23 protein-coding genes are annotated in these 24,551 nt (G+C 70.0%); all 23 read right to left on the reverse strand.

Going from position 1 to position 24,551, the window contains the following annotated elements; genetic code table 11:
* Nucleotides 1-415: 415 nt before the first annotated feature.
* Nucleotides 416-1,411, reverse strand: coding sequence for a helix-turn-helix domain-containing protein (locus ACFYW1_RS35570; RefSeq protein ID WP_389003058.1), 996 nt, complete (start codon nucleotides 1,409-1,411; stop codon nucleotides 416-418).
* Between the two features lie 150 nt (nucleotides 1,412-1,561).
* Nucleotides 1,562-4,411, reverse strand: coding sequence for a LuxR C-terminal-related transcriptional regulator (locus ACFYW1_RS35575; protein WP_389003061.1), 2,850 nt, complete (start codon nucleotides 4,409-4,411; stop codon nucleotides 1,562-1,564).
* A 60-nt stretch (nucleotides 4,412-4,471) separates the two neighbouring features.
* A complete protein-coding gene (locus ACFYW1_RS35580; protein ID WP_389003064.1) occupies nucleotides 4,472-5,086 on the reverse strand; it encodes an FMN reductase in 615 nt (204 codons plus the stop codon).
* Entirely contained in the window at nucleotides 5,083-6,168 is a 1,086-nt protein-coding gene (locus ACFYW1_RS35585) for an LLM class flavin-dependent oxidoreductase (protein WP_389003067.1), read from the reverse strand. The genes ACFYW1_RS35580 and ACFYW1_RS35585 overlap by 4 nt, the downstream gene beginning before the upstream one ends.
* 95 nt (nucleotides 6,169-6,263) lie before the next feature.
* Entirely contained in the window at nucleotides 6,264-7,100 is an 837-nt protein-coding gene (locus ACFYW1_RS35590; RefSeq protein WP_389003070.1) for an alpha/beta fold hydrolase, read from the reverse strand.
* A 134-nt stretch (nucleotides 7,101-7,234) separates the two neighbouring features.
* Nucleotides 7,235-9,991, reverse strand: coding sequence for an ATP-binding protein (locus ACFYW1_RS35595; protein ID WP_389003072.1), 2,757 nt, complete (start codon nucleotides 9,989-9,991; stop codon nucleotides 7,235-7,237).
* Entirely contained in the window at nucleotides 9,988-10,875 is an 888-nt protein-coding gene (locus tag ACFYW1_RS35600; RefSeq protein ID WP_389003075.1) for a carbohydrate ABC transporter permease, read from the reverse strand. The genes ACFYW1_RS35595 and ACFYW1_RS35600 overlap by 4 nt, the downstream gene beginning before the upstream one ends.
* Nucleotides 10,872-11,837, reverse strand: a complete 966-nt coding sequence (locus ACFYW1_RS35605) for a carbohydrate ABC transporter permease (RefSeq protein WP_389003077.1) — start codon at nucleotides 11,835-11,837, stop codon at nucleotides 10,872-10,874. The genes ACFYW1_RS35600 and ACFYW1_RS35605 overlap by 4 nt, the downstream gene beginning before the upstream one ends.
* Nucleotides 11,837-13,168 (reverse strand): ABC transporter substrate-binding protein, encoded by a 1,332-nt coding sequence (locus tag ACFYW1_RS35610; RefSeq protein WP_389003080.1) that lies wholly within the window; start codon nucleotides 13,166-13,168, stop codon nucleotides 11,837-11,839. Before ACFYW1_RS35610 ends, ACFYW1_RS35605 begins: the two co-directional genes overlap by 1 nt.
* Nucleotides 13,169-13,244: 76 nt before the next feature.
* Nucleotides 13,245-13,997 (reverse strand): alpha/beta fold hydrolase, encoded by a 753-nt coding sequence (locus tag ACFYW1_RS35615; protein WP_389003083.1) that lies wholly within the window; start codon nucleotides 13,995-13,997, stop codon nucleotides 13,245-13,247.
* A 52-nt stretch (nucleotides 13,998-14,049) separates the two neighbouring features.
* Complete coding sequence (locus tag ACFYW1_RS35620) at nucleotides 14,050-14,364, reverse strand: GNAT family N-acetyltransferase (protein WP_389003086.1); 315 nt, start codon at nucleotides 14,362-14,364, stop codon at nucleotides 14,050-14,052.
* A gap of 45 nt (nucleotides 14,365-14,409) precedes the next feature.
* Entirely contained in the window at nucleotides 14,410-15,138 is a 729-nt protein-coding gene (locus tag ACFYW1_RS35625; protein WP_389003089.1) for a GPR1/FUN34/YaaH family transporter, read from the reverse strand.
* A gap of 13 nt (nucleotides 15,139-15,151) precedes the next feature.
* Nucleotides 15,152-17,017, reverse strand: a complete 1,866-nt coding sequence (locus ACFYW1_RS35630) for an amidohydrolase (protein WP_389003202.1) — start codon at nucleotides 17,015-17,017, stop codon at nucleotides 15,152-15,154.
* A gap of 17 nt (nucleotides 17,018-17,034) precedes the next feature.
* Complete coding sequence (locus tag ACFYW1_RS35635; protein WP_389003092.1) at nucleotides 17,035-17,988, reverse strand: alpha/beta hydrolase; 954 nt, start codon at nucleotides 17,986-17,988, stop codon at nucleotides 17,035-17,037.
* Nucleotides 17,989-18,035: 47 nt separating this feature from the next.
* Nucleotides 18,036-18,461: an alpha/beta fold hydrolase gene (locus tag ACFYW1_RS35640; protein WP_389003095.1), complete on the reverse strand. Its 426-nt coding sequence runs from the start codon at nucleotides 18,459-18,461 to the stop codon at nucleotides 18,036-18,038.
* Nucleotides 18,461-19,039: a Dps family protein gene (locus ACFYW1_RS35645; protein WP_389003098.1), complete on the reverse strand. Its 579-nt coding sequence runs from the start codon at nucleotides 19,037-19,039 to the stop codon at nucleotides 18,461-18,463. Before ACFYW1_RS35645 ends, ACFYW1_RS35640 begins: the two co-directional genes overlap by 1 nt.
* 93 nt (nucleotides 19,040-19,132) lie before the next feature.
* On the reverse strand, nucleotides 19,133-19,642 hold the full coding sequence (locus ACFYW1_RS35650) for a DoxX family membrane protein (RefSeq protein WP_389003101.1): 510 nt from the start codon (nucleotides 19,640-19,642) through the stop codon (nucleotides 19,133-19,135).
* Between the two features lie 5 nt (nucleotides 19,643-19,647).
* Nucleotides 19,648-20,310, reverse strand: coding sequence for a hydrolase (locus ACFYW1_RS35655; protein ID WP_389003104.1), 663 nt, complete (start codon nucleotides 20,308-20,310; stop codon nucleotides 19,648-19,650).
* A 412-nt stretch (nucleotides 20,311-20,722) separates the two neighbouring features.
* Nucleotides 20,723-20,875, reverse strand: a complete 153-nt coding sequence (locus tag ACFYW1_RS35660) for a hypothetical protein (RefSeq protein WP_389003107.1) — start codon at nucleotides 20,873-20,875, stop codon at nucleotides 20,723-20,725.
* Nucleotides 20,876-20,902: 27 nt separating this feature from the next.
* Entirely contained in the window at nucleotides 20,903-21,136 is a 234-nt protein-coding gene (locus ACFYW1_RS35665; RefSeq protein ID WP_389003110.1) for a hypothetical protein, read from the reverse strand.
* Between the two features lie 960 nt (nucleotides 21,137-22,096).
* Nucleotides 22,097-22,903, reverse strand: a complete 807-nt coding sequence (locus ACFYW1_RS35670) for an SDR family NAD(P)-dependent oxidoreductase (protein WP_389003113.1) — start codon at nucleotides 22,901-22,903, stop codon at nucleotides 22,097-22,099.
* A gap of 43 nt (nucleotides 22,904-22,946) precedes the next feature.
* Complete coding sequence (locus tag ACFYW1_RS35675; RefSeq protein WP_389003116.1) at nucleotides 22,947-23,636, reverse strand: GntR family transcriptional regulator; 690 nt, start codon at nucleotides 23,634-23,636, stop codon at nucleotides 22,947-22,949.
* A gap of 72 nt (nucleotides 23,637-23,708) precedes the next feature.
* On the reverse strand, nucleotides 23,709-24,494 hold the full coding sequence (locus tag ACFYW1_RS35680; protein WP_389003119.1) for an acetoacetate decarboxylase family protein: 786 nt from the start codon (nucleotides 24,492-24,494) through the stop codon (nucleotides 23,709-23,711).
* Between the last annotated feature and the right edge of the window lie 57 nt (nucleotides 24,495-24,551).

The following is a 24,551-nucleotide window of genomic DNA, read 5'->3' on the forward strand; positions in this document are numbered from 1 at the left end:
ACCACCTGAAACACCAACTGACCAGGACAAACACGAGCCAGCATCAGTGGTGGGGAAACCCGAACATCTCGGCAACCTCTTCCCCGAACTTCACACCTGGACCGGCTCGCCGCCTACTTCGACCACAAGATCCATCTCGTGATCGACAAGCACACCGCCCACCGCTCCAAAAAAGGTCCGCAGCTGGCCCGCCGCCCACCCCGACGAGCTGCTCAACACGGACCTCAAACACAACATGCCCAAACAGCACCGGACCCACAAACAGACCGAACTCACCACCGAGACCCGCCGCTTCTTCCCCAGACGCCAGCGACAACCACACATCGTCCACGGCCACTTCGACGGCCCACACCCCCACTACCTCCTTGGAGGAGAACCCCATGAGTTTCTGATCAATATGGGCTGCCGCCATTGTTCACTCTTCCGTCGGGGCACTTTCGGTTTTCCCGCAGTATGCTCCGGACCGACCCTGGAGCTGCCATTCACGGGGCGTCATACCGTAGGCTGCGCGAAAGACTCGGCTGAAATGACTGGGACTCACAAAACCCCAGCGCTGAGCGACTGCCGCCACCCCCACCTCCCTGGCCATGGGCCGGAGGAGCTCCCGGCGGCACCGTTCAAGTCGCTGCATCCGGATCCAGCTGCCCACGGTCATGCCTTCGAGCTGAAACAGCTTGTGCAGGTAGCGGACCGACATGAAGTGCGCTTCGGCAATCCTGGACGGTGACAGGTCTGGATCGTCGAGGTTGCGCATGACATGGTCCTTCACACGCTCAAGAGAGGCTGCGGCAACATGCGGGACCTCGGAAGTAGAGCGTCCGCGGCGCTCGTCGATGAGTAGCGCCATCAGATCGAGCGCGGTGGCGGCGACCCGGCGGCCGACACAGTCGTCCAAACCCTCGGCTTCGCGCGCCATGCGCGCAAGAAAGGTCGCCACGAGTGCGGCGCTGCCCTCCTTGCCGGTGAAGGTGGTGGCAGTCAATGCCTGCAGATCCTCGTCCCGCACGTGAAGTTCTTCGCGAGGGAAATGAAAGGAGGTGAAAGTGAATTCTCCTTCGGTTTTAATCCTGAACAGGCGGGATGAGTCACTGATGGAGAATTCTCCCGGCCTTATCACGGATTCCCGCCCATCCTGCTCCTTTGTCGCGGTACCCTGCTGCTGGAGGCTGACGATCAGTGATTTCGGGTCGTCGCGGGAGATGTGGCGCTTGTTGCGCTTCACCACCTGTGGTCCCGCCTTGACGCGGGAGATGTGCAGGGTGCCGAGCTGGCTGCTGACGATCGTTCCGGGCGACGGCTCCTTCTCCAGCAGATTCACATCCATCGGCATAAAGGTGCCGGAAACCGCTTCATGCCAGCACTCCGCCCGGTCAGCAGCTGACAGCGGTTCGGTGGAGAGAACAGTGGGCACAGACTTCCTCCTTGGACGTCGTGGGCGCTCGATTGAAGATCCCTGCGGACTTCTGCATTCCGCGGTTCTTGATCAGTCTGAGGAAACGACGACGTCGGCACATCGCATGAATCGTCCATTTCCATGGCGCCCACGTGGGATACGAAGCAACTACTCTCCGCTGTCGCGATGTCTCGCCAGCCGGGTCAGCTCGGCGCGCGAGGTGACGTCCAGCTTGGTGAAGGCCCGGCGCAGGTGCGAGCTCACCGTGTGCGGTGAGAGGGAGAGGTCCTCGGCCACCTGCTGGTTGGTCAGCCCTCGGGCCACGAGCCGTACCACCCGTAGCTCCGCGGCCGTCAGCTCGGGCCATGCATCGGAGAGTCCGGACGCCGACGGCCGGCGGCGGACGCCGACGGCCCGCAGGCGCCGACGGACGCGTGCGACGTCCCGTTCGGCGCCCGCTCGCGCGTAGAGTGCGAGGGCCGTCTCGAAGTACGGCACCGCCTCGGACTTACGGGTGGCCGCGAGCTTGCGTCCAACGTCCTCCAGCGCCGACGCCCGGGCCAGCACCCGAGGGCAGTCCTCGTACAGCCGGACAGCGCGTACGAGGGTGGCAAGGTCGTTGTCGAGGAGCCCCCGGGCGTGCGCGGCGGTGGCTGCGAGGAACGTGAACTCGGGGTTGAGGACGGCTCGCTCCTCGGCCAGGGCGACCGCTTGCGCGGCCCGTTCGTGCCTGCCTGCGCGCAGCGCCAGACGGACGAGCACCGGGGCGTCGGCGGGGTCGATCAAGCCGGCGTAGGCGGGCCGGTCCGCGGCGGGTGACGTCATCACCTTGTCGAGTTCGGCCATGGCACGGTCGAGCCGGCCTTCGAAGTCGGCCATCAGGGCCAGCATCCAGGTGCCGAAGTGTCGGACGACGGGTGCGCCGTCGCCCCGCATGCGCCTCGCCTCCGCCGCGTACGCTCGTGCGGTCTGCCGGTCGCCGGTGTGGAGGGCGACGCGCAGCATCACGTACCGGAGTGTGACGTCCGCGAGATTTCCCGGGCCGGGATCGTTGGTCCCCGCAGACGCGGCTTCGGCGTCGGCCCGGGCGTCCGCCAGCCGTCCGGTTTCCAGATGGATGCGGGAGCGGGTCATGAGCCACATGCGGGTGGCAGCCGTCCGGCCCTGCTCCCTGGTGATCCGGATGCCTTCCTCCGCGACGGCGAGCGCCTCCGCGGTGCGTCCGGTGGTGTTCGACAGGAGAGCGTGCCACAAGGCCTCCGGAACCCACAGCGAGGTGCTGACGCCCAGGGCGTCGGCCAGTGCGGCGGACCGCTCGGCCTGCCGGAACGCCTCGGGCAGGTCCATGCGGTGGAAACTGACCGCCGAGCGGACCGTCGTCAGCGTGGCCTCGGCGGTGCGGTCCCCCGCTGCCGCCGCGGTCTCCCACGCCTCTGCGGCGACCTGCTCGGCCGCCGCGTGCTCGCCCGACATCGACAGGCCGACGGCGAGCATGGCGAGCAGTCGTCCCCTCGCGGTCACGGATATCCCGGGCAGTTGCGCCCCGGCGCGGGCCTGCCGGACGGCCTCGGAGAAGTCGAACGATACGGCGAGGCGTGCCAGGGCGAGGCGTATGAGTGCCTCGTCCTCGGGTCCGAGACCGCCGGCCGCCAGGGCGGCGGCTCCCAGCTCGCGTGCCTGGGCGGCCCGGCCCGTCTGCCAGAGCAGCGGGATCGTCTCGGCGATGATCCGCGGGCGCTCCGGAGCGTCCGCGGTGGTGAGCTCCAAGGCCTTGAGGCTGCGCTCCGCGGCGGGTCCGGGAGCGGTGGTCGCGAGCTCCGCCGCTTCGGTGCGCAGCCGGTCGGCCTCCGCGGCGACTCCGGGCCCCGCTGTTCCCTCCGACGGACCGGGACGGTCGACGGGGAGGGCGACGCTTCCCAGCTGCAGTCCGGAAGTCTGCCGGCGAAGGGCCTGGCGCAGCGGCAGGGGCAGGTCGGCTTCGACCGCCTCGCGGATCAGGTCCTGACGGAAGGCGAGGCGATCGCCGCTCTCGGCGAGCAGATCGGCGTCGAGGGATTCCTGAACCGCCGTGATGAGTGCTGCGGAGGACCTGCCGAGCAGTTCGGCGAGTAGTGCGACGGTGACCGGGCCGCCCATGGCAGCCGCCGTCCGCACCAACTCCCGGGCCTCGTCCGACAGCTGGTGGAGGCGGCGCGCGACGGAGGGAAGCAGCCGTGGGGCCGGGGGGCCGGCGGACAGCCTGGCCATGCCGTTCGCGATCGTCACCGTCGCGTCCTCCCGCAGCGAGCCGATCAGCTCGACGAGCAGCTGCGGCACCCCTTCGGCGCGGCGGGCGACGCGGAGGACGTCCGGGTCGGGAGGGGCGCCCAGGACGTCCTCGGTTATCTGCGCGGTCGCCCGGTCCCCCAGCGCGCCAAGGGCCAGCTCGTGGGCGCCTGCCTGCCGGATCCTGTCCAGGGTGGTGCGCACTCCCGACGGCACGCTGCCGCTGCGCACGGCGACCAGCCACAGGATGGCGTGCGACGAGAGTCCGGCCGCGAGGGTGTGGAAGGTGAGGAGGGTCAGGTCGTCGCACCACTGAAGGTCGTCGAGGATGACCAGGAGGGGTCCCTTTCGAACCGTCTCCCGCAGGCGGTCCCCCAGCTCCTGGAGCAGCCAGAACCGCTGGCCGGGTGTCTTGGCGAGGTCCCGGACACGGACGGTGCCCGACAGCGGCTCCTTGCCGGCGAGCACGCCGTCGAGGAGCGGACCGAGCGGCACGAACTGTTCGTCCGGGTCCGCCGTTCCCTCGAACACCCTCGTCCCCCGCCGCCTCGCGGCCGCCGCGGCCTCCGTGAGGATCCTGGACCTGCCGATGCCGGCGGGGCCTTCGACGCGGATGATCCCGCCTTCGCCCCGGTCGAGCGCGTCGAGCCGCGTCTTGATGAACGCCAGTTCGGCGTCCCTGCCCCGGAGGGGCCTCCGTACACCGTCGAATTCCTCGGGACCGGTCCTTGTCGTCATACTGTTCACGCTCATACGGCGGAACAGTATGAACCATATGAACCACCCCGCCGTCGCCCGGCCCGCCGGCCCGTCTCAGTCGAAGCGCAAGTCGGCGAGTTGGCGTTCGAGGACGGTGACGTCGTCCTCGGGCTCTTCGCCGACCGGGCGCGCCGCCATGAGCGTGGCGAGCTCGACGCCCGCGCGACGGACGCGACCGGGCAGGCCGTCGGTGTACTCGTCTCCACCCGAGCCCCAGTCCTCGGAGGCCGCGAACACGGTGGTGGGGACGACGACGGCGCGGAGATAGGCGAAGAGGGGGCGCACGGCGTGCTCAAGGGCCAGGGAGTGACGGGCGGTGCCGCCCGTCGCCGCGATCAGGACCGGCTTCCCGGAGAGGGCGTCCGGATCGATCACGTCGAAGAAGGACTTGAAGAGACCGCTGTAGGAGGCCGCGAACACGGGAGTCACGACGATCAGGCCGTCGGCCGCCGTCACCGCGCCGATCGCGGCGCTCAGTCGCGGTGGCGGAAAGCCGGTCACGAGGTGGTTGGCGATGTCGCCGGCCAGTTCGCGCAGCTCCACGACCTCGGTCGACGGCGCCTGCCTCCGGACGGCGAGTTCGTCGCGGGCCGATTCGGCCAGCCGGTCCGCGAGCAGGCGGGTGGAGGAGGGGGTGCTCAGCCCAGCGGAGACGACGATCAGCTTCATGCGGCGGGCACCTCCCGGACGGCTCGGAGGGACGCGTGCGTGGGGGCCTGCGGTACGTCGGCCGGACGTCCCTCGGCGAATTCTTTCCGCAGCACGGGCACGACCTCTTCGCCGAGGATGTCGAGCTGTTCGAGCACGGTCTTCAGGGGCAGGCCGGCGTGGTCCATCAGGAACAGCTGGCGCTGGTAGTCGCCGACGGTCTCCCGGAACGACAGGGTCCGCTCGATGACCTGCTGGGGAGAGCCCACGGTCAGCGGGGTCTGCTCGGTGAAGTCCTCCAGCGACGGGCCGTGGCCGTACACCGGCGCGTTGTCGAAGTACGGGCGGAACTCCCGTACGGCGTCCTGGGAGTTCTTGCGCATGAAGACCTGTCCGCCCAGGCCGACGATCGCGTCCTCCGGCCGGCCGTGACCGTGGTGCGCGAACCGGCGCCGGTAGAGCTGCACCATGCGCCGGGTGTGGTCGGCCGGCCAGAAGATGTTGTTGTGGAAGAAGCCGTCGCCGTAGAAGGCGGCCTGTTCCGCGATCTCGGGGGACCTGATGGAGCCGTGCCAGACGAAGGGCGGGACGCCGTCCAGCGGCCGCGGTGTCGAGGTGAAGGCCTGGAGCGGCGTACGGAAGGTGCCCTCCCAGTCCACGACGTCCTCGCGCCACAGTCGGCGCAGCAGCGCGTAGTTCTCCTTGGCGAGGTTGATGCCCTGGCGGATGTCCTGTCCGAACCACGGGTACACCGGCCCGGTGTTGCCGCGGCCCATCATCAGGTCGACCCGGCCGTCGGCCAGGTGCTGGAGCATCGCGTAGTCCTCGGCGATCTTCACCGGGTCGTTGGTGGTGATCAGCGTCGTGGCGGTGGACAGGATCAGTTTCTCGGTACGGGCGGCGATGTAGCCGAGCATGGTGGTCGGTGACGACGGGACGAACGGCGGGTTGTGGTGCTCGCCGGTCGCGAAGACGTCCAGACCGACCTCCTCGGCCTTGAGCGCGATGGCCACCATCGCCTTGATGCGCTCGCGTTCGGTCGGAGTACGGCCGTCGGTGGGGTCGGGTGTCACGTCCCCGACGGTGAAGATGCCGAACTGCATGGTGTCTGCTCTCCTGAGCTCGTCCGGTTCCCGCGCCGGGGAACCGGGGGCCGGGTGACGCCGGGGGCGTCGCCCGGCGGGTCAACGGTGCGGCGTCACTTCGCCAGGAAGGCGAGGAGGGCGGTGTTGACCTCCTCGGCGTGGGTCCACAGCAGACCGTGCGGGGCGCCCTCGATCTCGACGTAGTCGGCCGACGGGAGCGCCTTGTGGAAGGGGCGCGCGGTGCCCTCGGCCGGCAGGATGCGGTCGGCGGTGCCGTGCAGGATCAGGGCCGGCACGTCGACGGCGGGGATGTCGGTGCGGAAGTCGGTGTACCAGGTCGCCGGAGCGGCGGACGCGGCGAAGGAGCCGCCGCGGGCCGCGGTGTTCCAGCTGTGGCGGACGGCCTCCTCGCTGATGCGGGTGCCCAGGTTCTCGTCGAGGTTGTAGAAGTCGTTGAAGAAGGCCGTGTAGTAGGCGTACCGGTCGGCCTTGACGGCGGCGACGACGCCGTCGAAGAACTCCTTCGGGGCGACGCCGTCCGGGTTGTCGTCGCTCTTGAGCAGGCAGGGCTCCAGGGAGGCCAGGAAGGCGACCTTGGCGACGCGGCCGGAGCCGTACGTGGACACGTAACGGGCGACCTCGCCGGTGCCCATGGAGAAGCCGACCAGGACGGCGTCCTTCAGGTCGAGGGTCTCCATCACGGTGTTCAGGTCGGTCGCGAAGGTGTCGTAGTCGTAGCCGTTGGTCGGCTGGGAGGACTGCCCGAATCCGCGGCGGTCGTACGTGATCACGCGGTAGCCGGCGTCGAGCAGCGCGGCGCTCTGGCGCTCCCAGGAGTGGCCGTCGAGCGGGAAGCCGTGGATGAGGACGACGGGCTGCCCGGCGCCATGGTCCTCGAAGTACAGCTCGATGGGGTTGGTGTTCTCCTGGCCCACGGTGATGTACGGCATGGGGTTGCTTCCTCGATTCGGGGTGGCTGGTCCGCGCGTCGGAGCGGCGCGGCTTGCCCGTCACGCTAAGACCGGTCCCGCACCTGCTGTTGCCGTTCCGCGCACCACACCTTGCACGGGGGCGCAGAGATCGCTCAGTCGCCGGTGGCCGTTCCGGCGTCGTCCTCCGCGAGGGCGATCCGGGCCAGGTGGACTCTCGAGCGCACCGCGAGCTTGCGAAAGATCGACGCCAGATGGGTGTTGACCGTGTGCGGGGAGACGACGAGGGCCTCCGCGGCCGACCGGTTGGTGTGGCCTGCGGCGATCAGCCGGGCCACCTTGCGTTCCGAGGCCGTGAGCGCGTCCCAGCCCTGGTCGGCGCGCGGCCGGGGGCCTCTCTTGCGTCGGCCGGCGCGTCTTGTGGCGTGCTCCAGGTCGTCCCGGACCCGGTCGGCCTCGGCATCGGCCCCCGCCTGGGCGTAGATGTCGTGGGCCCTGGTCAGGGCGGGTGTCGCGGCGGGGTCGCCTGCCGTGCCGAGAGCGCGCCCGAGGTCGGCGGATGCGGCGGCGAGGGGCAGTGGCCGGGGGCCGGTGAGGAGGATTCGGACCGACCGCTCCAGGAGCCTGTGATCGGCGTTCACCAGGCCGGCCGCGTGGGCGGCCGTCCCCTGGGCGGTCGGCACCGAGGGGTTGCGCGTGGCGTGCTCTGCCGCTTGGGCCGCGAGGTCCTCGGCCAGATCCCGGTCCCCGCCGCGCAGGGCGATCCCCACGGCCTGGACGACATGGGGGCGCAGCAGCCGCCACCGGAGGAAGGGGTGGTCCCGCTGCGCGGACCGGACCAGTTCGGCCGCTGTCGCGTGGTCGCCGTCGGCGTCGGCGACGGCGGCCTCGAAGTACCGGTGCGTGGCGTGGTTGCCGGTGTTCGGCCGGTCGGCCACGGTCGCCCGCACGACGTCCAGGTGTTCCCGCGCGGCTTCGCGGTCGCCGCGCAGCATCGCGAGGAGGCCGCGGTTGACGCGGATGTTGACCAGATTGCCGGGCACGTGGAGGTCCGCTTCGAGCCGCTCGGCGGTGACGAGGTCAGCATCCGCGTCGTCGAGCCGGCCGAGCCCCATGTTCAGGGTTCCCTGGGCCCAGATCAGCATCGCGGGGCGCAGGGGAGGGTCTCCCGCCGTCCGGAGCAGTCGCCGTACGGTGTCGAAGTCGTCCATGTGGATCCGGGCGACGGCCTCCTCCGGCAGGAAGGCCGTGTCGAACACGCTCAGCATCGTGTGGTGTTCGAGGGCGGCGGCGCAGTCGCCCGCGTTGAGGGCGATCTCGCCGAGGCCCCACAACGCGAGGACGCGGGCCTCCCGGTCACCGGCTCGCTCCGCCTCGGCGAGCGCCCGTTCGCCGGTCTCGCGAGCGGCACCGAGGTCGCTCCCGCGGGACCGGGCCAGGGCCAGCCGGGCGGTCAGCCGGGCGCGGATCGCCGGGTCGGTGACGGCTGCCAGCGCCGCCGTCAAGCGGCGGGTCAGCTCGTGGACGTCGTCGAAGTGCCACAGCGTGTCACCGAGTACGGACTGCAGGCGGGCGAAGACGTCCAGGGGAGGCTGCCGGGCGAGCAGCGCGTCGCCGACGTCCCGTGCCTGCGTGTAGCGGCCCGCGCGGGTCAGCGCGACGATGGCCCGTTCTCCCACGTCGTACGCCATGGGCGCACGCGGCGGTACGAGGTCCAGGGCGCGTACGGTCAGGTCGGCGGCGAGGTCGGGCATCACGGCGATCACGTCCGTGGCGGCCGTGTCGAGCAGTCCGATCGCCTCCGTGTCGCCGGGTTCGGCGCTCTTCAGCAGATGCGGGACCGCGTCGACGGAGCTCCGGCCCGCCGCGACGAGCCGGCTCGCGGCCTCCCGGTGCAGCGCCCGGCGTACGGAGGGGGTGAGGTCGGCGTACACCGCCTGGCGGAGCAGGTCGTGGCGGAACAGGAGGCGTTCGCCGTCGTCGTGGAGGAGGGCGGCGTCGATCGCCTCGTCCACTTCGGCGCCGAGTCCGGAGGCGGGCCGGCCGCACAAGGCGGCGGCGTCCGCGAGCGAGAACGCGCGGCCGAGGACCGAGCCGATCCGCAGGAAATGGAGGGTGTCCGGCCGGAGGTCGGCCAGCCGGTCGCGTACGCCGAGGACCAGCCGCTCCGGCGGTTCCGTCCCGTCCGCGCCCGAGGCCGAGATGCCCGCGAGCATCTCGGTCGCGAGGAAGGGGTTGCCGCCGGCCCCGTCGAGGAGCTCCGCGACCTGCTCCGGCACGTTCCCTCCGAGGACGTCGCGTGCCAGCTCGGTCAGGGCCGTGGCGGGCAGCGGCCGCAGAGGGAGGGTCGTCGTCCGCGGCCCCTGCCCGTACAGTTCCGGGTCCTCCCTGCCCGTGAGCAGCCAGAGGACCGGGGAGCTGAGCAGTCGGGCGGGCATGACGCTCAGGGCGAACCGGCTCAGCGGGTCGGCCCATTGGATGTCGTCGACCGCGATCAGTACGGGCGTGCCTGCCGAGCGCTCCTCGATCAGCTGGGCCAGGCGTTCGACGAGCCAGGTGCGCTGGTCGTGGTGGTCGGCGAGGTCCGCGAAGTCCGTGCCGGACAGCAGCGGCGGGTCACCGTGCAAGAGGCCCGAGGCCAGTGAGGCGAGCGGTGCCAGCTCGTGCAGTTCCTCGGCGCGTCCATGGCCGACGACGAATCCGTGGGCCCGTGCGATCGAGATGGTCTCCTGCAGCAGTACGGTCTTCCCGATGCCGGGCTCGCCCAGGAGCAGCACGATCGCTCCGCCCTCGCCGTCGCGCACCGCCTCGACCAGGGCGCGCAGCCGCTCCAGCTCGGCTTCGCGGCCCCGCAGGCCGGCCCGGCTCAGCCCTGTCGCCACGTCTTGCTCCTCGGGCCGGTCGGGGCTCATCCCTTGACCGATCCGGCGAGCAGTCCCCGTGCGAAGTGCCGCCGAAGGGAGAAGAAGACGAGCAGCGGGACGAAGGCCGTCACGAAGGCTCCGGCGGTGAGCCGCTGCCACTCGTTGCCGTACGTCCCGGCCAGGCTCGCCAGTCTGACCGTCATCGGCGCGGTCTCGGCTGTTCCGCCCGACAGCGCCAGGGCCACGAGGAGGTCGCTCCACACCCAGATGAACTGGATGATGGCGAAGGAGACCAAGGCCGGGCGGGCCAGGGGCAGCACGATCCGGAGCAGCAGCGGCCCGTGCGACGCGCCGTCGACGCGGGCGGCCTCGATCAGGTCCCGGGGCAGCCCTGCCAGGAAGTTGTGCAGGAGGAACACCGCGAACGGCATCGCGAAGGCCGTGTGGGCGAACCAGACCTGGCCGAACCGCGCGGGACCGGTGACGTTCCACGCGGGCAGGAACAGCCAGCCCTGGGAGAACAGCTTCAGGAGGGGGACGAGCGCCATCTGGAGCGGCACGACCTGGAGCGCGAAGATGCCGACGACGAGCGCGTCCCGGCCCCTGAACTCGATCCACGCCAGGGCGTACGCCGCGAAGAAGGCCAGGACGAGCGGGAATAGCACCGAGGGAACGGTGATGACAACGGAGTTGACGAAGTACTCGGCGAGCCGCCCCGACCCGTTCCCACCGCCGGACAGCACCTCGCCGTAGTTGTCAAGCGTGAGGTGCGGCGTACCGAACACGGTCCACCAGCCCGTTGTCTTGATCTCGTCCTCGGGGCGGAACGAGGAGAGCAGCAGACCGAGGGTCGGTGTCGTCCAGAGGGCCGCGATCACCACGGCGATCAACGTGAAGGCGCCGGAGGCCAGCCGCTCCCGGACGCCGTTCACCCCGCCCTCCGCTGTACCCGCACCTGGTGGGCGACGAAGGGGGTGACCAGGAGGAAGAGGAGCACGGCGAGCGCCGCGCCGCGGCCCGTCTCGCCGTAGCGGAAGGCCTGGTCGTACATCTCGTGGGCGATGACGCCCGTGTCGAACTGTCCGCCGGTCATGGTCTTGACGATGTCGAAGGCCTTGAAGGTGCCGATCGCCTGGGCGAGGACCACTACGAGCAGCGTGGGCCTGATCGACGGCATGGTGATCCGCCGGAAAATCTGCCCGGGGGACGCACCGTCCAGTCGGGCCGCCTCGGTCAGCTCATCGGGTACGGCCCTGATCGCGCCGGCCAGCAGGACGGCCGCGAAGCCCGCCTGTGTCCACACCATCGCCACGATGAGGAACAGGACGTTCCAGGGAGAGTCCACGAGCCATTGCCTCGGTTCGCCGCCGAACGCGACGACGAGCTGGTTCAGCAGCCCGATCTGCCCGGCTTCCGCGGGACGGTAGGCGTAGACGAACTTCCAGACGACACCCGCGCCGACGAACGACATCGTCATCGGTGTCAGGAGGAGGGACAGCGCGAACGCTCTGAACCGCGACCGTACGACGGCCGCCGCGTACAGCAGACCGCCCGAGGTCGCCAGCAACGGCACGAGCACCACCCACGCCAGGGTGTTGCACAGCGCCACCAGCGCTTGGGGGTCGGTGAACATCCACACGTAGTTGTCGAACCCGGCCCACGCGTCTGTCCGGCCGTCGGTGAACGACAGGACCAGGGTGCGCAGACCGGGCAGGAGAAGACCGACCGTGAGCAGCAGCAGTGCCGGGACCAGCAGGATCAGGGCCGCGGCCCTCCTCCGTACCGGCCCCCGGTGCAGCGCGAGCAGGACCAGGGCGACCACCGCCGCGAAGGCGGCGATGCCCTGGAACAGGTACATCAGTTTGGGCTGCTGGGCGACGGCGTCGAACGACATCAGTTTCTCGGCCAGGACCGTTCGATGGAGTCGGCGACCTGCCGGGTGCTCGCGCCGCCGATCCAGTCGACGGCTCCCTTCCAGAACGTCCCGGCGCCGACCGACGCCGGCATCAGGTCCGAACCGTCGAACCTGAACTGTGTCCGGGGATCCTGGAGCAGCTGGATCGAGAGCTTGTCGACCGGGGTCGCGGCGTTCGCCGGATCCACGCCCCTGTTCGCCGAGACGAACGGGCCCTTCTTCATCCGCGCGTTCGCGAAGTCCGCGGAGGCCAGGTACTCCTGGAACGCCCGCACCTCGGGACGGTCGGCGAACGCCGCGGTGAACACCCCACCGCCCAGTACGGGGCGGCTCGCCCGATCGGCCCCCGGGAGGAGGAAGGTGTAGACGTCCTTGTCCGGTCCGATCTCGGTGCCCTTCGGCCACATGTCGGCGTAGAACGAGGCCTGGCGGTGCATCGCGCAGTCGCCGGAGAGAATCGGTGTGCCGGCCTCCTGGAAGGAGATCGACGCCATCGACCGGGCCGGACCGAAACCGCCGTTGGTGTACCGGTCGTTCTTGAGGACGGACCCCACGGTGTCCATGGCCTTGATCACACGCGGGTCGTTGAACGGGATCTTGTGGGCGACCCACTGGTCGTAGACATCCGTTCCCTGCTGACGCAGCAGGACGTCCTCGATCCAGTCCGTCACGGGCCAGCCGGTCGCCTCGGCGGACTCGACGCCCGCGCACCACGGCTTGACGCCCGACGCCGCGACCTTCTCCGTCACGGCCATCAGCTCGGACCACGTGCGGGGAACGCTCAGTCCCCTGTCGCGGAAGAACTTGGGTGAGTACCAGACGAACGACTTCACGTTCGCGACCAGCGGGGTGCCGTAGAGGATGCCGTTCACGGTCGCGTAGCTGTTCCAGTCAGCCGACCAGCCCTGCTTCGCGAGGGCCACGACCCCGGCGCTCGCGGGCTTCAGGTTCCCTGCCCGGGCGAAGCGTTCCAGGAGCCCGGGCTGAGGGAAGAACGCCACATCCGGCGCAGTCCCACCGTCGACCCGGAGCTGGATCTGGGCCTCGAACTCCCCGTCACCCTCGTACTGGACGTCGATTCCCGTGCAGTGCGCGAAGTCCGCCCAGGTCTCTTCGAACAGGTCGGCCTCCCTGTCCCGGTTCTCCGCGTAGACGGTGACCTTGGTGCCAGGGTGCTCGCCGTACCGGGCGTACCGTCCGCAGTCCGCGGTGGTGGGCGCCCGCGAACCGCTATCCTGCGGGGTGCCGCAGGCGGTGGCGGTGACGGCAAGGGTGATGACCGCGAGAACGAGCCTCGCGCCGAACCTCATGGGTGTACTTCCTCCGATCGCCCGCCGAAAGGCTCTCGGGGGCGATCAGAAGCTACCAGCGCTCGAACAATATCGACTAATCATTCGATCTTGGGTGATCGGGTCGGTGGGCGGTGGCCCGGACCGCGTCCTGGATCAGCTCCGCCACGGCCTTGGGCTGGGCAAGCATGACCAGGTGGGAGGAGTCGACCTCGATGGTCGTCATGCCGGCGCGCTCGTACCCGTAGCGCTCCACATCGGGGTTGATCGTGCGGTCGGAGGAGGCGACCAGGCCCCACGAGGGCTTGGTCTTCCACGCCGCGACAGGCGCCGCCTCCGAGAAGGCACGTGCGGCCAGGGGGCGCTGGGAGACGGCGAGCACCGCGGCGAGGTCGGGGTCGACGTCCGCCGCGAAGAGGGTGGGGAACTTCTCGATCTCCACCGAGACGTCGGTGCCGGTCTCGGTGGAGCCGGCCACCGGGAACGGGGTGTGGACGAGCGCGTCGGCGAGGCCGGAGTCGGGGAAGCGGCCCTGCAGCTCGCCCAGGCTCTCGCCCTCCTCCAGCGCGTATCCCGCGAGGTACACCAGTGCGCGAACGTTGTCCTCCGTGCCGGCGAGGGTGATGACCGCGCCGCCGTACGAGTGCCCCACCAGGATCACGGGGCCCTCGACGGCACGGACCACCGAGGCGATGTACGCGGCGTCGTCGACAAGGCTGCGGTTGGGCACCGCCGGAGCCACCACGTCCATGCCGGCGGCGGTCAGTTCGGGGATGACACGGGCGAAGCTGGAGGCGTCGGCGAAGGCGCCGTGGACCAGAACGACGGTGGGGCGGGCGTGTCGGGGCATGGGCGGATTCCTCGGTGGGTGGATGGAGATGGGGAAGGCGGTGGTGGGTGGTTCACAGGCCGAAGCGGGCGCGGCGCGCCTCCGGTACCAGGTCGGCGTACTCGGGGTGCTTGCCGATCCAGCCCCGGATGAAGGGGCAGTACGGCAGGACGCGCAGCCCGCGGGCCCGGGCGTCGTCGAGGGCGCCGCGGGCGAGCAGCCCGCCCAGACCCCGGCCGCCGAAGCGGGGATCGATCTCGGTGTGAATGAAGGCGATCTCGCCCTCCGAGAGGTGGTACTCGGCGAAGCCCGCGGTCTCGGTGCCGTCGCCGTCGGCGAGGATCTCGTACCGGGACTTCTCGGGCCGGTCCGTCACCTGCGGTTCCATGGGTGCTCCTGTGCGGTCGTGGTGTGACGAGGTGGATGGGTGTGGTCAGAGCGTGCGGCGCACGCCCGCCTGACGTTCCAGGTTGCGGAGCTGGACGGCGAGATCGCCTTCCACGGCGAGGTGGGCGGGACCACTGCGGCCGATGGGCAGGACCTGCTCGCTGCGCATGTCCTCCAGCATCAGGGCGAACGCCGTGTACATCGCGACCAGCGCCACCACGAGGCCGAGCGCGCCCGACGTGCGCGTCAGCCATTCGGCCCCGGTGATGCCCGCGAGGCCGGTGGCCGCCCAGCGGGGCAGGGAGACCGCGATCACGAGCCACAGCGCCCGCTTGGGCCGGGTCACGGCGGACATCAGCGCCCCGAAGCACAGGAGCGCCAGGTTGAAGACGCCGAGGACCTTCAGGCCGTCGGCCGCGCCGCTGAGCATGATGAGCGAGTACGGCAGCCAGCTGCCGGCGAACACCGCCATCAGGGTCGCCGCGATCACGTCACGGGCACCGAAGGCCAGGAAACTGACCAGGAGCTGGAGCACGAAGGCCGGCAGCACCGTGAGGGCGACGGCGGTGCGGGCCTCCTCGCCGAAGATCCCGAGCTGGAGGCAGCCCGTCATGACGGACGCGATGGCGATCGTGAAGAAGCCGAGCGGCATGGGTGAGGCGATGGGGCGCAGGTTGATCCGTGTCATCGACCGGAGGTCCGGTTCGAAGCGGCGTTCCGGCAGGGCGGCCGGGTCTTCGTCGCCGCCGTCGGTGGCAGGGGAGGCTGTACTCATCGTGTGATCTCTTTCAGTGTTCGAAGCAGGGGTCGACGAAGGACGGTGTCGTCTCAGGAATGGATCCGCGCGCTACGCGCCACCGGCGGTGCTGTTCGGACTCGGCCACGGCCTCGGCCACGGCCGTCGCCTGGAGGGCGCCGCTCTGGTAGCCGCCGAAGCGGGCGACGGGACTCCACTCGGGGGCCACCGGCGGGATGGCCTCGTCCAGTCCCTCGTACTCGGCGGTCGCGTAGACGATGCGGCCGCCGACGACGGTGAGGACGGACTCGATGTCGGGAATGACGTCCTCGGGCACAGTGAGGTAGTCGTCGGACAGGATCGCGAGGTCGCCGTAGCAGCCCTCTCGCAGGCTTCCCTTGACGTCCTGCTCGCCGGTGAGCTGTGCTCCGCCCCGGGTGTAGAAGCCGAGGGCGGTCTCCCGGTCGATCAGGTTCCCGGCCGGGTAGAGGGCCGTGCCGCCGACGGTCCGGCCGGTCACCAGCCAGTGGAGGGCGACCCAGGGGTTGTACGAGGAGACGCGGGTGGCGTCGGTTCCGGCGGCCACGGTCAGCCCCCGGTCGAGCATCGCCCTGACCGGCGGGGTGTGGGCGGCGGCCTCGGCGTCGTAGCGGTCGAGGAACGCGGCGCCCTGGAAGGACATCCGGTTCTGTACGGAGACGGCGCCGCCGAGGGCCGCTATCCGGTCGAGGCTCTGGGTGGAAACGGTCTCCGCGTGGTCGAAGAGCCAGCGGTTGCCGCCGGGGAAGAGCCCTTCGGCCGCGAGCTTCTCGAAGACCGCCAGGTCGCGGCGGATCGTCTCGTCGTAGGTCGCATGGAGCCGGAAGCCCCAGCCGTTCTCGAGCAGGAGCCGTACGGCGCTCTCGAATTCAGTCTCGTAGCCCGCGGCGAGCTCGGGCCGGGGTTCGGAGAAGTTCTCGAAGTCGGCGGCGGCCCAGGTCAGGTTCTCTCCCGCGCCGTTCAGCCGGAGCCACTCGTCCCCCTCCCCGGGCTTCACCATCTCGGTCCAGCGCTTCAGATCGGCGAGCTCCTGCCCGGCCGTCTGCGGGAACAGATGGTAGGCGATCCGGAGGGTCAGCTCCCCCGACCTGGCCAGGTCGACGACCGTGGCGTAGTTGTCGGGGAAGTTCTGGAACCCTCCGGCGGCGTCGACCGCCGAGGTGAGTCCGAAGCGGTTGAGCTCGCGCAGGAAGTGCCGGGTCGATGTCCGCTTGTCGGCCTCGTCGAGAGCCGGCGCCTTGGCCAGGGTCGAGTACAGGATGAGGGCCCCTGGAGCGGCGAGGAGAACGCCGTTGGGTTCGCCGTTCCGGCCGCGGACGATCTGCCCGCCGCGCGGGTCGGGGGTCTCCCGGGTGAATCCGGCGGCCTTGACGGCGGCCCGGTTCATCAGCGCCGACTGGTACAGGTGCAGGACGAACACCGGGGTGTCGGGGGCAGCGGCGTTCAGTTCCGCGACGGTCGGCATCCTGCGCTCGACGAACTGTTCGGCGGTCCAGCCGCCCACGACGCGGATCCACTGCCCCTTGGGGGTGCGGCCGGCCTGCTCGCGCAGCATCGCGAGGGCGTGTCGGAGGCTGCGTACGCCGTCCCAGCGCAGCTCCAGGACGTAGTTCAGGCCGCCCCGGATGACGTGAAGGTGCGAGTCGTTGAGACCGGGGATCACCCGGCGGCCGAGAGCGTCGACAACCTTCGTTCCCGGCCCGACGAGGTGGGCGAGGTCGTGGTCGTCGCCGAGGGCCGCGACCCGGCCGTCGCGGATCGCGACGGCGCGGGCCTCGGGGCGGTCGGAGTCACCGGTGAACACCTTGGCGTTGCGAACGAGGAGGTCGGCGTGCTCGTGCTCCCGGCGCGGGGCGGGAACGAGGCCCGCCACCGGCATGCTCGTCGACGGCCCGGTCACGCGAAGGCCTTGCGGAGAGTGGCGGTGGCAAGACCGATGGCGAGTTCCGCAGCCTGCGTCTCGCGCAGCGCGTTCAGCATGACGAAGTCGTGGATGACCCCATGTACGCGCAGGGCCGTGACGGGGACTCCGGCGGCGCGGAGCTTCGCCGCGTACGCCTCGCCCTCGTCACGCAGGACATCGGCTTCGGCAGTGATGACCAGGGCGGGCGGCAGGCCGGTCAGCTGGTCGGTGGTGGCGCGCAGCGGGGATGCGGTGATCCGGGCGCGCTCGGCCTCGTCGGTCGTGTACTGGTCCCAGAACCACTTCATGCCGTCACGGCGCAGGAAGAAGCCCTCGGCGAACCGGTGGTACGACTCGGTGTCGAAGCTCGCGTCCGTGACCGGGTAGAAGAGGACCTGCTGGACGAGGGCCACGTCGCCGCGCTGCTTGGCCATGAGGGTGAGGGCGGCGCCCATGTTGCCGCCGACCGAGTCGCCCGCGACGGCGATCCGCGTGCCGTCGAGCTCCTTGTGGTGTCCCTCACGGGCGATCCACTGAGCAACGCTGTAGTTCTGCTCGATCGCGACGGGGTAGCGCGCCTCGGGCGAGAGGTCGTACTCGGGGAACACCACGGCCGCCCCGGTGCCGACGGCGAGTTCGCGGACGAGCCGGTCGTGGGTGTGGGCGTTGCCGAAGACCCAGCCCGCACCATGGATGTAGAGGATGACGGGCAGCGGGCCGGTGGCCCCGCGGGGACGGACGATCCGGGCGCGGACGTCGCCGGTCGGGCCGCCGTGGACGGTGATCCACTCCTCGTCGACCTCGGGCAGGAGAACGCCCTCGCCGCTCTGGACGCCGTCCACGGCCTTACGGCCTTCGGCAACAGGGATCTGGTAGAGGTACGGCGGCTGGTCGGTGGCGTCGGCAAAGGCCTGGGCGGCGGGTTCAAGGACCGGGCGGTTCTTCATGAGGGGGTTCTCCTTCTGGGGATGTGCGGGAGGGGCGGGTCGGGGGCTCAACGGGTCGCCCGCGCGGCGGCGAGGATCACGTGGGTCACCACGCCAGGACGGGAGACGGCCACGGCGTGCGACGCGTCCACTTCGGTGATGTGCGAGCCGGCGCGCTGGGCCATCCACCGTTGGGCGGCCGGCGGGATGTTCTTGTCGGCGGTGGCGATCAGTGCCCAGGACGGGATCGTCTTCCAGGCCGCCTCGCCGGACTTCTCCTCCAGCGCGGTGGTGGCGACCGGGCGCTGGGTCGCGGCCATGACGGCGGCGGGTCGCAGCAGGGCCTTGCTCGGAACGCACGCGTGGTAGGAGCACTCGCCGCCGACCGCCTCGGCCTCGACGACGACGGCGGTCAGCCCGGACCGGACGGCGCGGTCAGCGACGACCTCGCCACCCGGACCGCCGCCGACCACGACGACGTCGTACGTGTCCATCAGCCGTGCACCAGGGGGGTGTCGACGAGGTGCTCGGCCAGGAACCACACCTGTGCCTCGCCAGTACGGATCACGTCGGAGACGAGCAGGTCGGCGCTGCCCTCGTCGCCCTCGTGGGAGAGCCGGGCGGCGGCGTCGCGGGCGTCGATCAGGATCCGCTCGTGCGCGTCGAGGAGCCGCGACAGCATGACGGGCACCTGCTCGACGCCGTCCGGCGGCCGGGGGATCGACGTCAGCTCCGCGACGTGGCGCGGGTCCCCGACGGCGACGCCGCCGAGGCTCTGGACCCGCTCGGCCAGCGCGTCCACGATGGCGAGCTGGGCGTCCGCGTGCTTGTCCAGCATCAAGTGGAGCGAGTAGAAGGTCGCACCGCGCATGAGCCAGTGGTGCTTCTTGTAGAGGGAGTAGAGGATCTGCGTGTCGGCGAGGACGTGGTTCAGCCGCTGACAGGCGTACAGGCGGGTGTCGTGACCGAGGCCGATCGGCAGCTGCTTGAGCGTGCCGAACGTCTGGGTCTCGGCGCCCTTCTGGTGCAGCAGCGGCTGGCCGCCGCCGTGCGGGTTCGTGAGGATGTCCATCGGGTGCTCCTGTACAGAGAGAAGTGGGTGGGTGGGTCCGGCCTCCCGGTCGGGGGTACACGGGCGGCCGGACCCGGTCTGCGTTGCTCGCGCTCAGCGCTCGGCGCTCGCCGGGGCGGCGGGGGGCCGGTGCAGGACAAGCCGAGTGAGGAGTCCGCTGCCGAGCCCGGCCACGAGCGCGAGGGCGGCCCACCACAGCGGGTAAGGCATAAGGCCGAGGACGGCATCGAGGGACCAGGCGCCGGGGCCGGTGGCGGCAAGGGCGGCGGCGGTGCCGATGAGGACGAGCGGGTACTCGTATCCGTCGTTCTGCACCCAGAGCCCGTGGCGCCATTTCACGGTGAGCGCGACCGTCATGACCCCGATAACGCCCGTCGCGGCGAGCGGGGTCAGGAGGCCGGCGGCGAGCAGCAGGCCCGATCCGATCTGACCGCCGCCCGCCGCCAGGGCGGTGAGGGCACCGCCGCGGAAGCCGTCGCCACGGAACTCCTCGGTACCGCCCTCAAGTCCCTTGCCGCCCAGGTGCCGGCTGACCTTCTGCACACCGTGGCCTGCGACGAGCAGTCCCACCAGCAGACGCAGGATCAGAATGCCGGTGTCCACAGGGGTCAGCCGGCCGCGTGCGCGCCGATGACCGACTGCGCGTACACGACACCCAGGCCGTACGCGCCCGCGTGGGCCTTGACGATCTCCATGACGGCGCCGTACGTCTCCTGGCGCGCCCAGTCGCGCTGGAGCTCCAGGAGGACCTGGACCCAGGTCACCGGGACGGCGCCGGCGGCGATCATCCGCTGCAGCGCGTGCTCGTGGGCGGCCGGGCTGACGCCCCCGGAGGCGTCGGTCACGACGTACACCTCGTAGCCCTGCTCAAGCGCGGAGAGCGCGGGCAGCACCAGGCAGACCTCGGTCCACAGACCGGACAGGATGATCTTCTTGCGTCCGGTCGCCTTGACCGCCGCGACGAGCGCCTCGTCCTCCCAGGCGTTCATGGTGGTGCGGTCGATGATCTCGTTCTTGGGGAACACCTCGGCGAGCTGCGGCAGCAGGGGCCCGGAGAACGACTCGGCGGCGACCGTGGTCAGGACGGCCGGAACGCCGAACGCCTTGGCCGCCTTGGCGAGACCGACGGTGCTGTTGATGATCGCGGCACGGTCACCGCTGCCGGTGCCGAAGAACATCTGCGGCTGGTGGTCCACGAAGAGCATGACCGAGTTGTCGGGCGTGAGCAGATCCTTGCTCGGGGCGGCCTGCACCTTGTTGATGTCGAACATGAGGTGTCCTCTCGAAGCAATCGGTAACGTGCCCGCCGCCTCGCAGCGCGGCACTTCCTCAAGCTATGAGCGACCCGACCGCCCTCGTTGACCTCCTGCGCCCAGGGGTTGGCACGACAGTGCACAACCGGTCAAGGACGAGTTGTCCCGCTGGGAACCACCGCCGAGTGGGACGCGGCCGGTACCCGCGTGCTTGACGAGGATGCCCATCCGGCCATTCCACCGAATCGACGCTCTCAGGGACCTTGCCCCCACTGGCGCATCTGCCCGGCCTCAGGGGTGTGGACGACGGAGGCCGCTGCTTTACAGGCCGCGCTCGAAGATGCCGCCGGCCCTTGCCGAGGGGCGGCACGATGACCACCTCTGGACTACTGATCTTTTCGTAAGTTCGGTGGGTGTGGTGGGTGGATGGTCAGGCCCGTACGGGCGAGGAATGACCATGGCAGTCGGGGTTGGCGTTGCTGCGGTGGATTCCTTGCCCGGTGGCGTCGGCGACATCGGCGAGGTGGTCGCCGGCGAGGTTGGCGAGTTCACGCTTCTTGAGCGAGGACCACAGCAGTTCCACCGGGTTCAGCTCGAGAGCGTAGGCGGGTCATCGTTCCAGGGTGATCCGGTCCTGTTCGGTGCCCCAGGCCCGCATCGCCCGGCTCCAGTGGGCGGACAGGCCGTCCCGGGCCAGGACCACTCGCTCGCCGCTGTAGAACGCCTTCATCTGCTCCAGGACCTCGATGAGTCCGGCGGTGTCGTAGCTGCCGGGCTTGAGGCGGAAGCACAGGCACGCCCCGCGATGAGGGCCGGTGGAGTGGTAACCCAAGGCCCCGGCCATCGATGGCTTCCGGTTCAGGCGGTGCCACCGGAGCGGAGTCCGCCCTCGCGGCGAGTAGGTGCGGCGGATCTGAGGGAGGGGGGACGCCTGATTCGTCGAGAAAACCGCGCCGACTTGTTCCAGGGTCCAAGGGATGTCACAGGAGAACCCAGGCCGGGGTGGATCCGCCCGGCCCTATCGGGCGGGCAGTTGCTCGGCGTCAGGGCCCAGGAGTGCACCGTGATCGATCCGCTCGGCGGGGAGCAGCCGCGGGCGCGGGGTCGGCTCCGTGCTCCTGATCGTACTCGTGGTCGGGCCCCGCCCTGATAGCGATCAGCAGCAAACCGACCACCACACCCCGCAAAAAACGACAGTCACTCATCGGCATCCACTGCCAGAACCAGCACCCCACACCACCAGCCAGGAAACCCACCAACCCACTGACAAAACGGCACCGATCACCATCTTTAGCCAGGGCGAGGCACCGGCTTCGAGAACCCAGCGCCGGCGTGGCCTCGGAACCAGGCAGGGCGAATAGCGCTCGCAGACAGGGCCGTGGCGGGACACGATCGCTCGCCCCTCGCCGAAGCTGCGCCAGAGATGGAAGCGGTCTACGGCCTGCACCGCGGTGGGCGCTCCGGTGCCGGCCCGGTCGGCGAAGCCGGCAGACCACCTCGGTCCTGGCGCTTTTGCCGAGCCATGTGGCAGCGGTGGTCGCCCCACGGGCGGACAGCAGGTGCACTGGTCTGCGGGTTTCGGCGTCGACCAGCACAGTCTCGTGGACACGACCTCGGCGCATGGCGTGCTCGTCGCCGCCCACCACTCGCGGTGCCAACGCGTCGGCCTGCCAGCCCGGCTCGTCCAGCAACCGCGCCCGCGCCAGTGCGCAGAACCTCTCCCCGCCGGTCGGCGCCTCGGCCGGGATCCCGGTCCCGTCCTGGTCGCCGTCGCTCCAGCTGACGGCGCGCCTGCGGTGTCCTGCTACAGCGACACCACCCAGCCGCCGTCGACTGTCAGCGTGTGGCCGGTCACGTACGCGGATGCCGCGGAAGCCAGGTAGACCACGGCGCCGCCGAGATCACCGGGCTCACCGATGCGCCCGAGCGGGATGTGGGTGGCCACGAGCCGGTTCTCCTCCGTCCGATCGGGCAGGAGGTCGGTGGTCATGGCGGTCCGCATGTAACCGGGTGCGATGGCATTGACCCTGATGCCGTGGCGCCCCCATTCATATGCCATGTTCTTGGTGACCTGGACAACGGCGGCCTTGGACGCGTCGTACACGGAGGAACGTTCGCCGTCGACCACGAGGCCCCCGATGGAAGCGATGTTGACGATTCGTCCGCCCCCGCGCTTCCGCATGGCGCGGGCGGCGCGTTGCGCGGTGAAGTAGGTGCCGCGCAGATTGACGGTGAGCGTGGTGTCGAACTCTTCGAACGTGGCTTCCAGCGCGCTGTTGCGCAGGGAGACGCCCGCGTTGTTGACCAGGATGTCCGGGCTGTCCCCACGCGCCTCCAGCTTGTCGAACGCGGCGTCGATACTGCGCGGCTCCGCGGCGTCGAGTTCCAGCGGGGAACAGTCGACTGTGTGCTTCTCGAGTGCCGCGCACGTCTCCTCGGCGGCCTCGATGTCGAGGTCAGAGACGATGACTCGGGCGCCTGCCGTGCCCAGTGCGAGGCACTGGGCACGGCCCAGCCCGCCGGCGGCGCCCGTGACCAGGGCGGTCTGCCCGGCCAGTGAGAAGCAACCGAACGGCGTGGTCGAGGGGGAGGTGGTGTGATCGGCCGGCATGGAACAACACTCCTCGTGGCGGGCCGGGCAGGACGGGGCCTGTCTACAGCCCGTAATCCGTCAGGATCTGCACGACCTTCTGGGAGTCGTGCAGTACGTGCTCGCGAATGTGTGCGGCAGCGGCCTCGGTGTCCTGCCGGACGATGGCCTCGGCCAGCGGCCGGTGGTCGACGGCAGTGCCGCCGGGGGATTTCACGACCTTCGAGCAGAAGTACCACTGCCGCAGTGCGAGGTTGAAGTGGATCTCGGCGGTGGCCGAAAGGTCCTCGTTACGGGTCATCGCGTACATCGCGCGGTGGAACGCGGCGTCCAGGTCGATGCACTCCTGGAGGTTGGTGGTCTCCGCCTGCTGCTCGGCGAGCGCCAGCAGGTGCTGCTTCTCCGCGTCCGAGCCCCGGCGACAGGCCAGGGTCGCGGCGAGCCCTTCGAGTTCCAGCCTGAGCTCGGTCACGGACCGGGAGTTCTTGAGGGCGATGTCGGTGGCGTAGGTTCCGCTGCGGGGATACACCACCACGAGCCGCTCGAAGGTGAGCCGTCTGATCGCCTCGCGCATGGGTGATGCTCCGAAGCCGAGGCTGCTGCGCAGTTCCGACTCGCTGAGCTGTTCCCCGGGCATGATCTCGCAGCGCACGAGGCTCGAACACAAAGCGTTGTAGGCCGAGGCACTGAGCAGATTCGGAGCGGATGCCTCGCCGTCGGTCGTTGAATCTCCGACGACTCTTACAGAACGCACCGGACGACCTCTCTGTGGGGGAGGCGCCAACGGCAGGTCCGTTGGCGCCCTGGGCAGTTGACTGTGAGCAGGCTACGCGTTCACCACGGGCGCGGGGCCGCCCGCCCCCGGGTCTGCGAGCAGATCGTCGATCACTGTGGATATGCCGTTTTCGACGGTGCAGGCGTAGTCGCCGACGGAGTATTCCCCGCCGAGGACGTCCACCACCTTGAGCTCGACGCCATTGACGGCAAGAGCCGGTGACAGGTCGACCTCGGCAGGACCGAAGGACTTGCGCTCCAGGACGAAGTCCTTGGAGGTGTCGCGCGAAATGATCTCGAAGGTTTTGAAACCCGGTCCGTTCGCCTCGGGGAGCGCGTGGACCTGAAGGTGGGGATACAGGCGCATGTCCGACCAGGAATCAGCGGAGTACCCCTCCTGCGCCGACATCGCGATGCGGAAGATTCGGGAACCCGCTCGCGTGACCGTCCCGCGGGCGCCGCTCTCGTCGTCCGTCAGCTCGATCTCGGCGTACTGTTTGGGGTAGCCCCAGACCTCGCGTCCGAAGGCCACACTCCAGGGCTGGTCCTCGAACTCGAAGAAGTAGGTCACCGCCGTCCTGTCTTTGTAGCGGACCGGGATGACAACTCCGGAGTCGTAGAAGGCCCCCGGCGTCGCGTTGCCGAAGTCTGCGATCTGGACGACGAACCGGTCGTCGGCCGGCTCGAACGGCGTCGGCTCCAGGAGGGCGGCGAGGTTGGCGGCATCTCCCCGGCAGTAGACCGAGAGTGTCCGGAGGTTCTGCGCCCAGTACGGCTGGTCGCCGCCGGGGTAGCCGAGGTACTTGAAGAAGTTCTTCACGTCGTAGTGCTGTGTCATCTTCAACTCCTGTACGGAATGAGGTGTGTCGGGCAAACCTGGGTACGAACGGGATGC

Origin of the sequence: Streptomyces sp. NPDC002669 (assembly GCF_042889165.1) — a bacterium.
Taxonomy (GTDB): domain Bacteria; phylum Actinomycetota; class Actinomycetes; order Streptomycetales; family Streptomycetaceae; genus Streptomyces.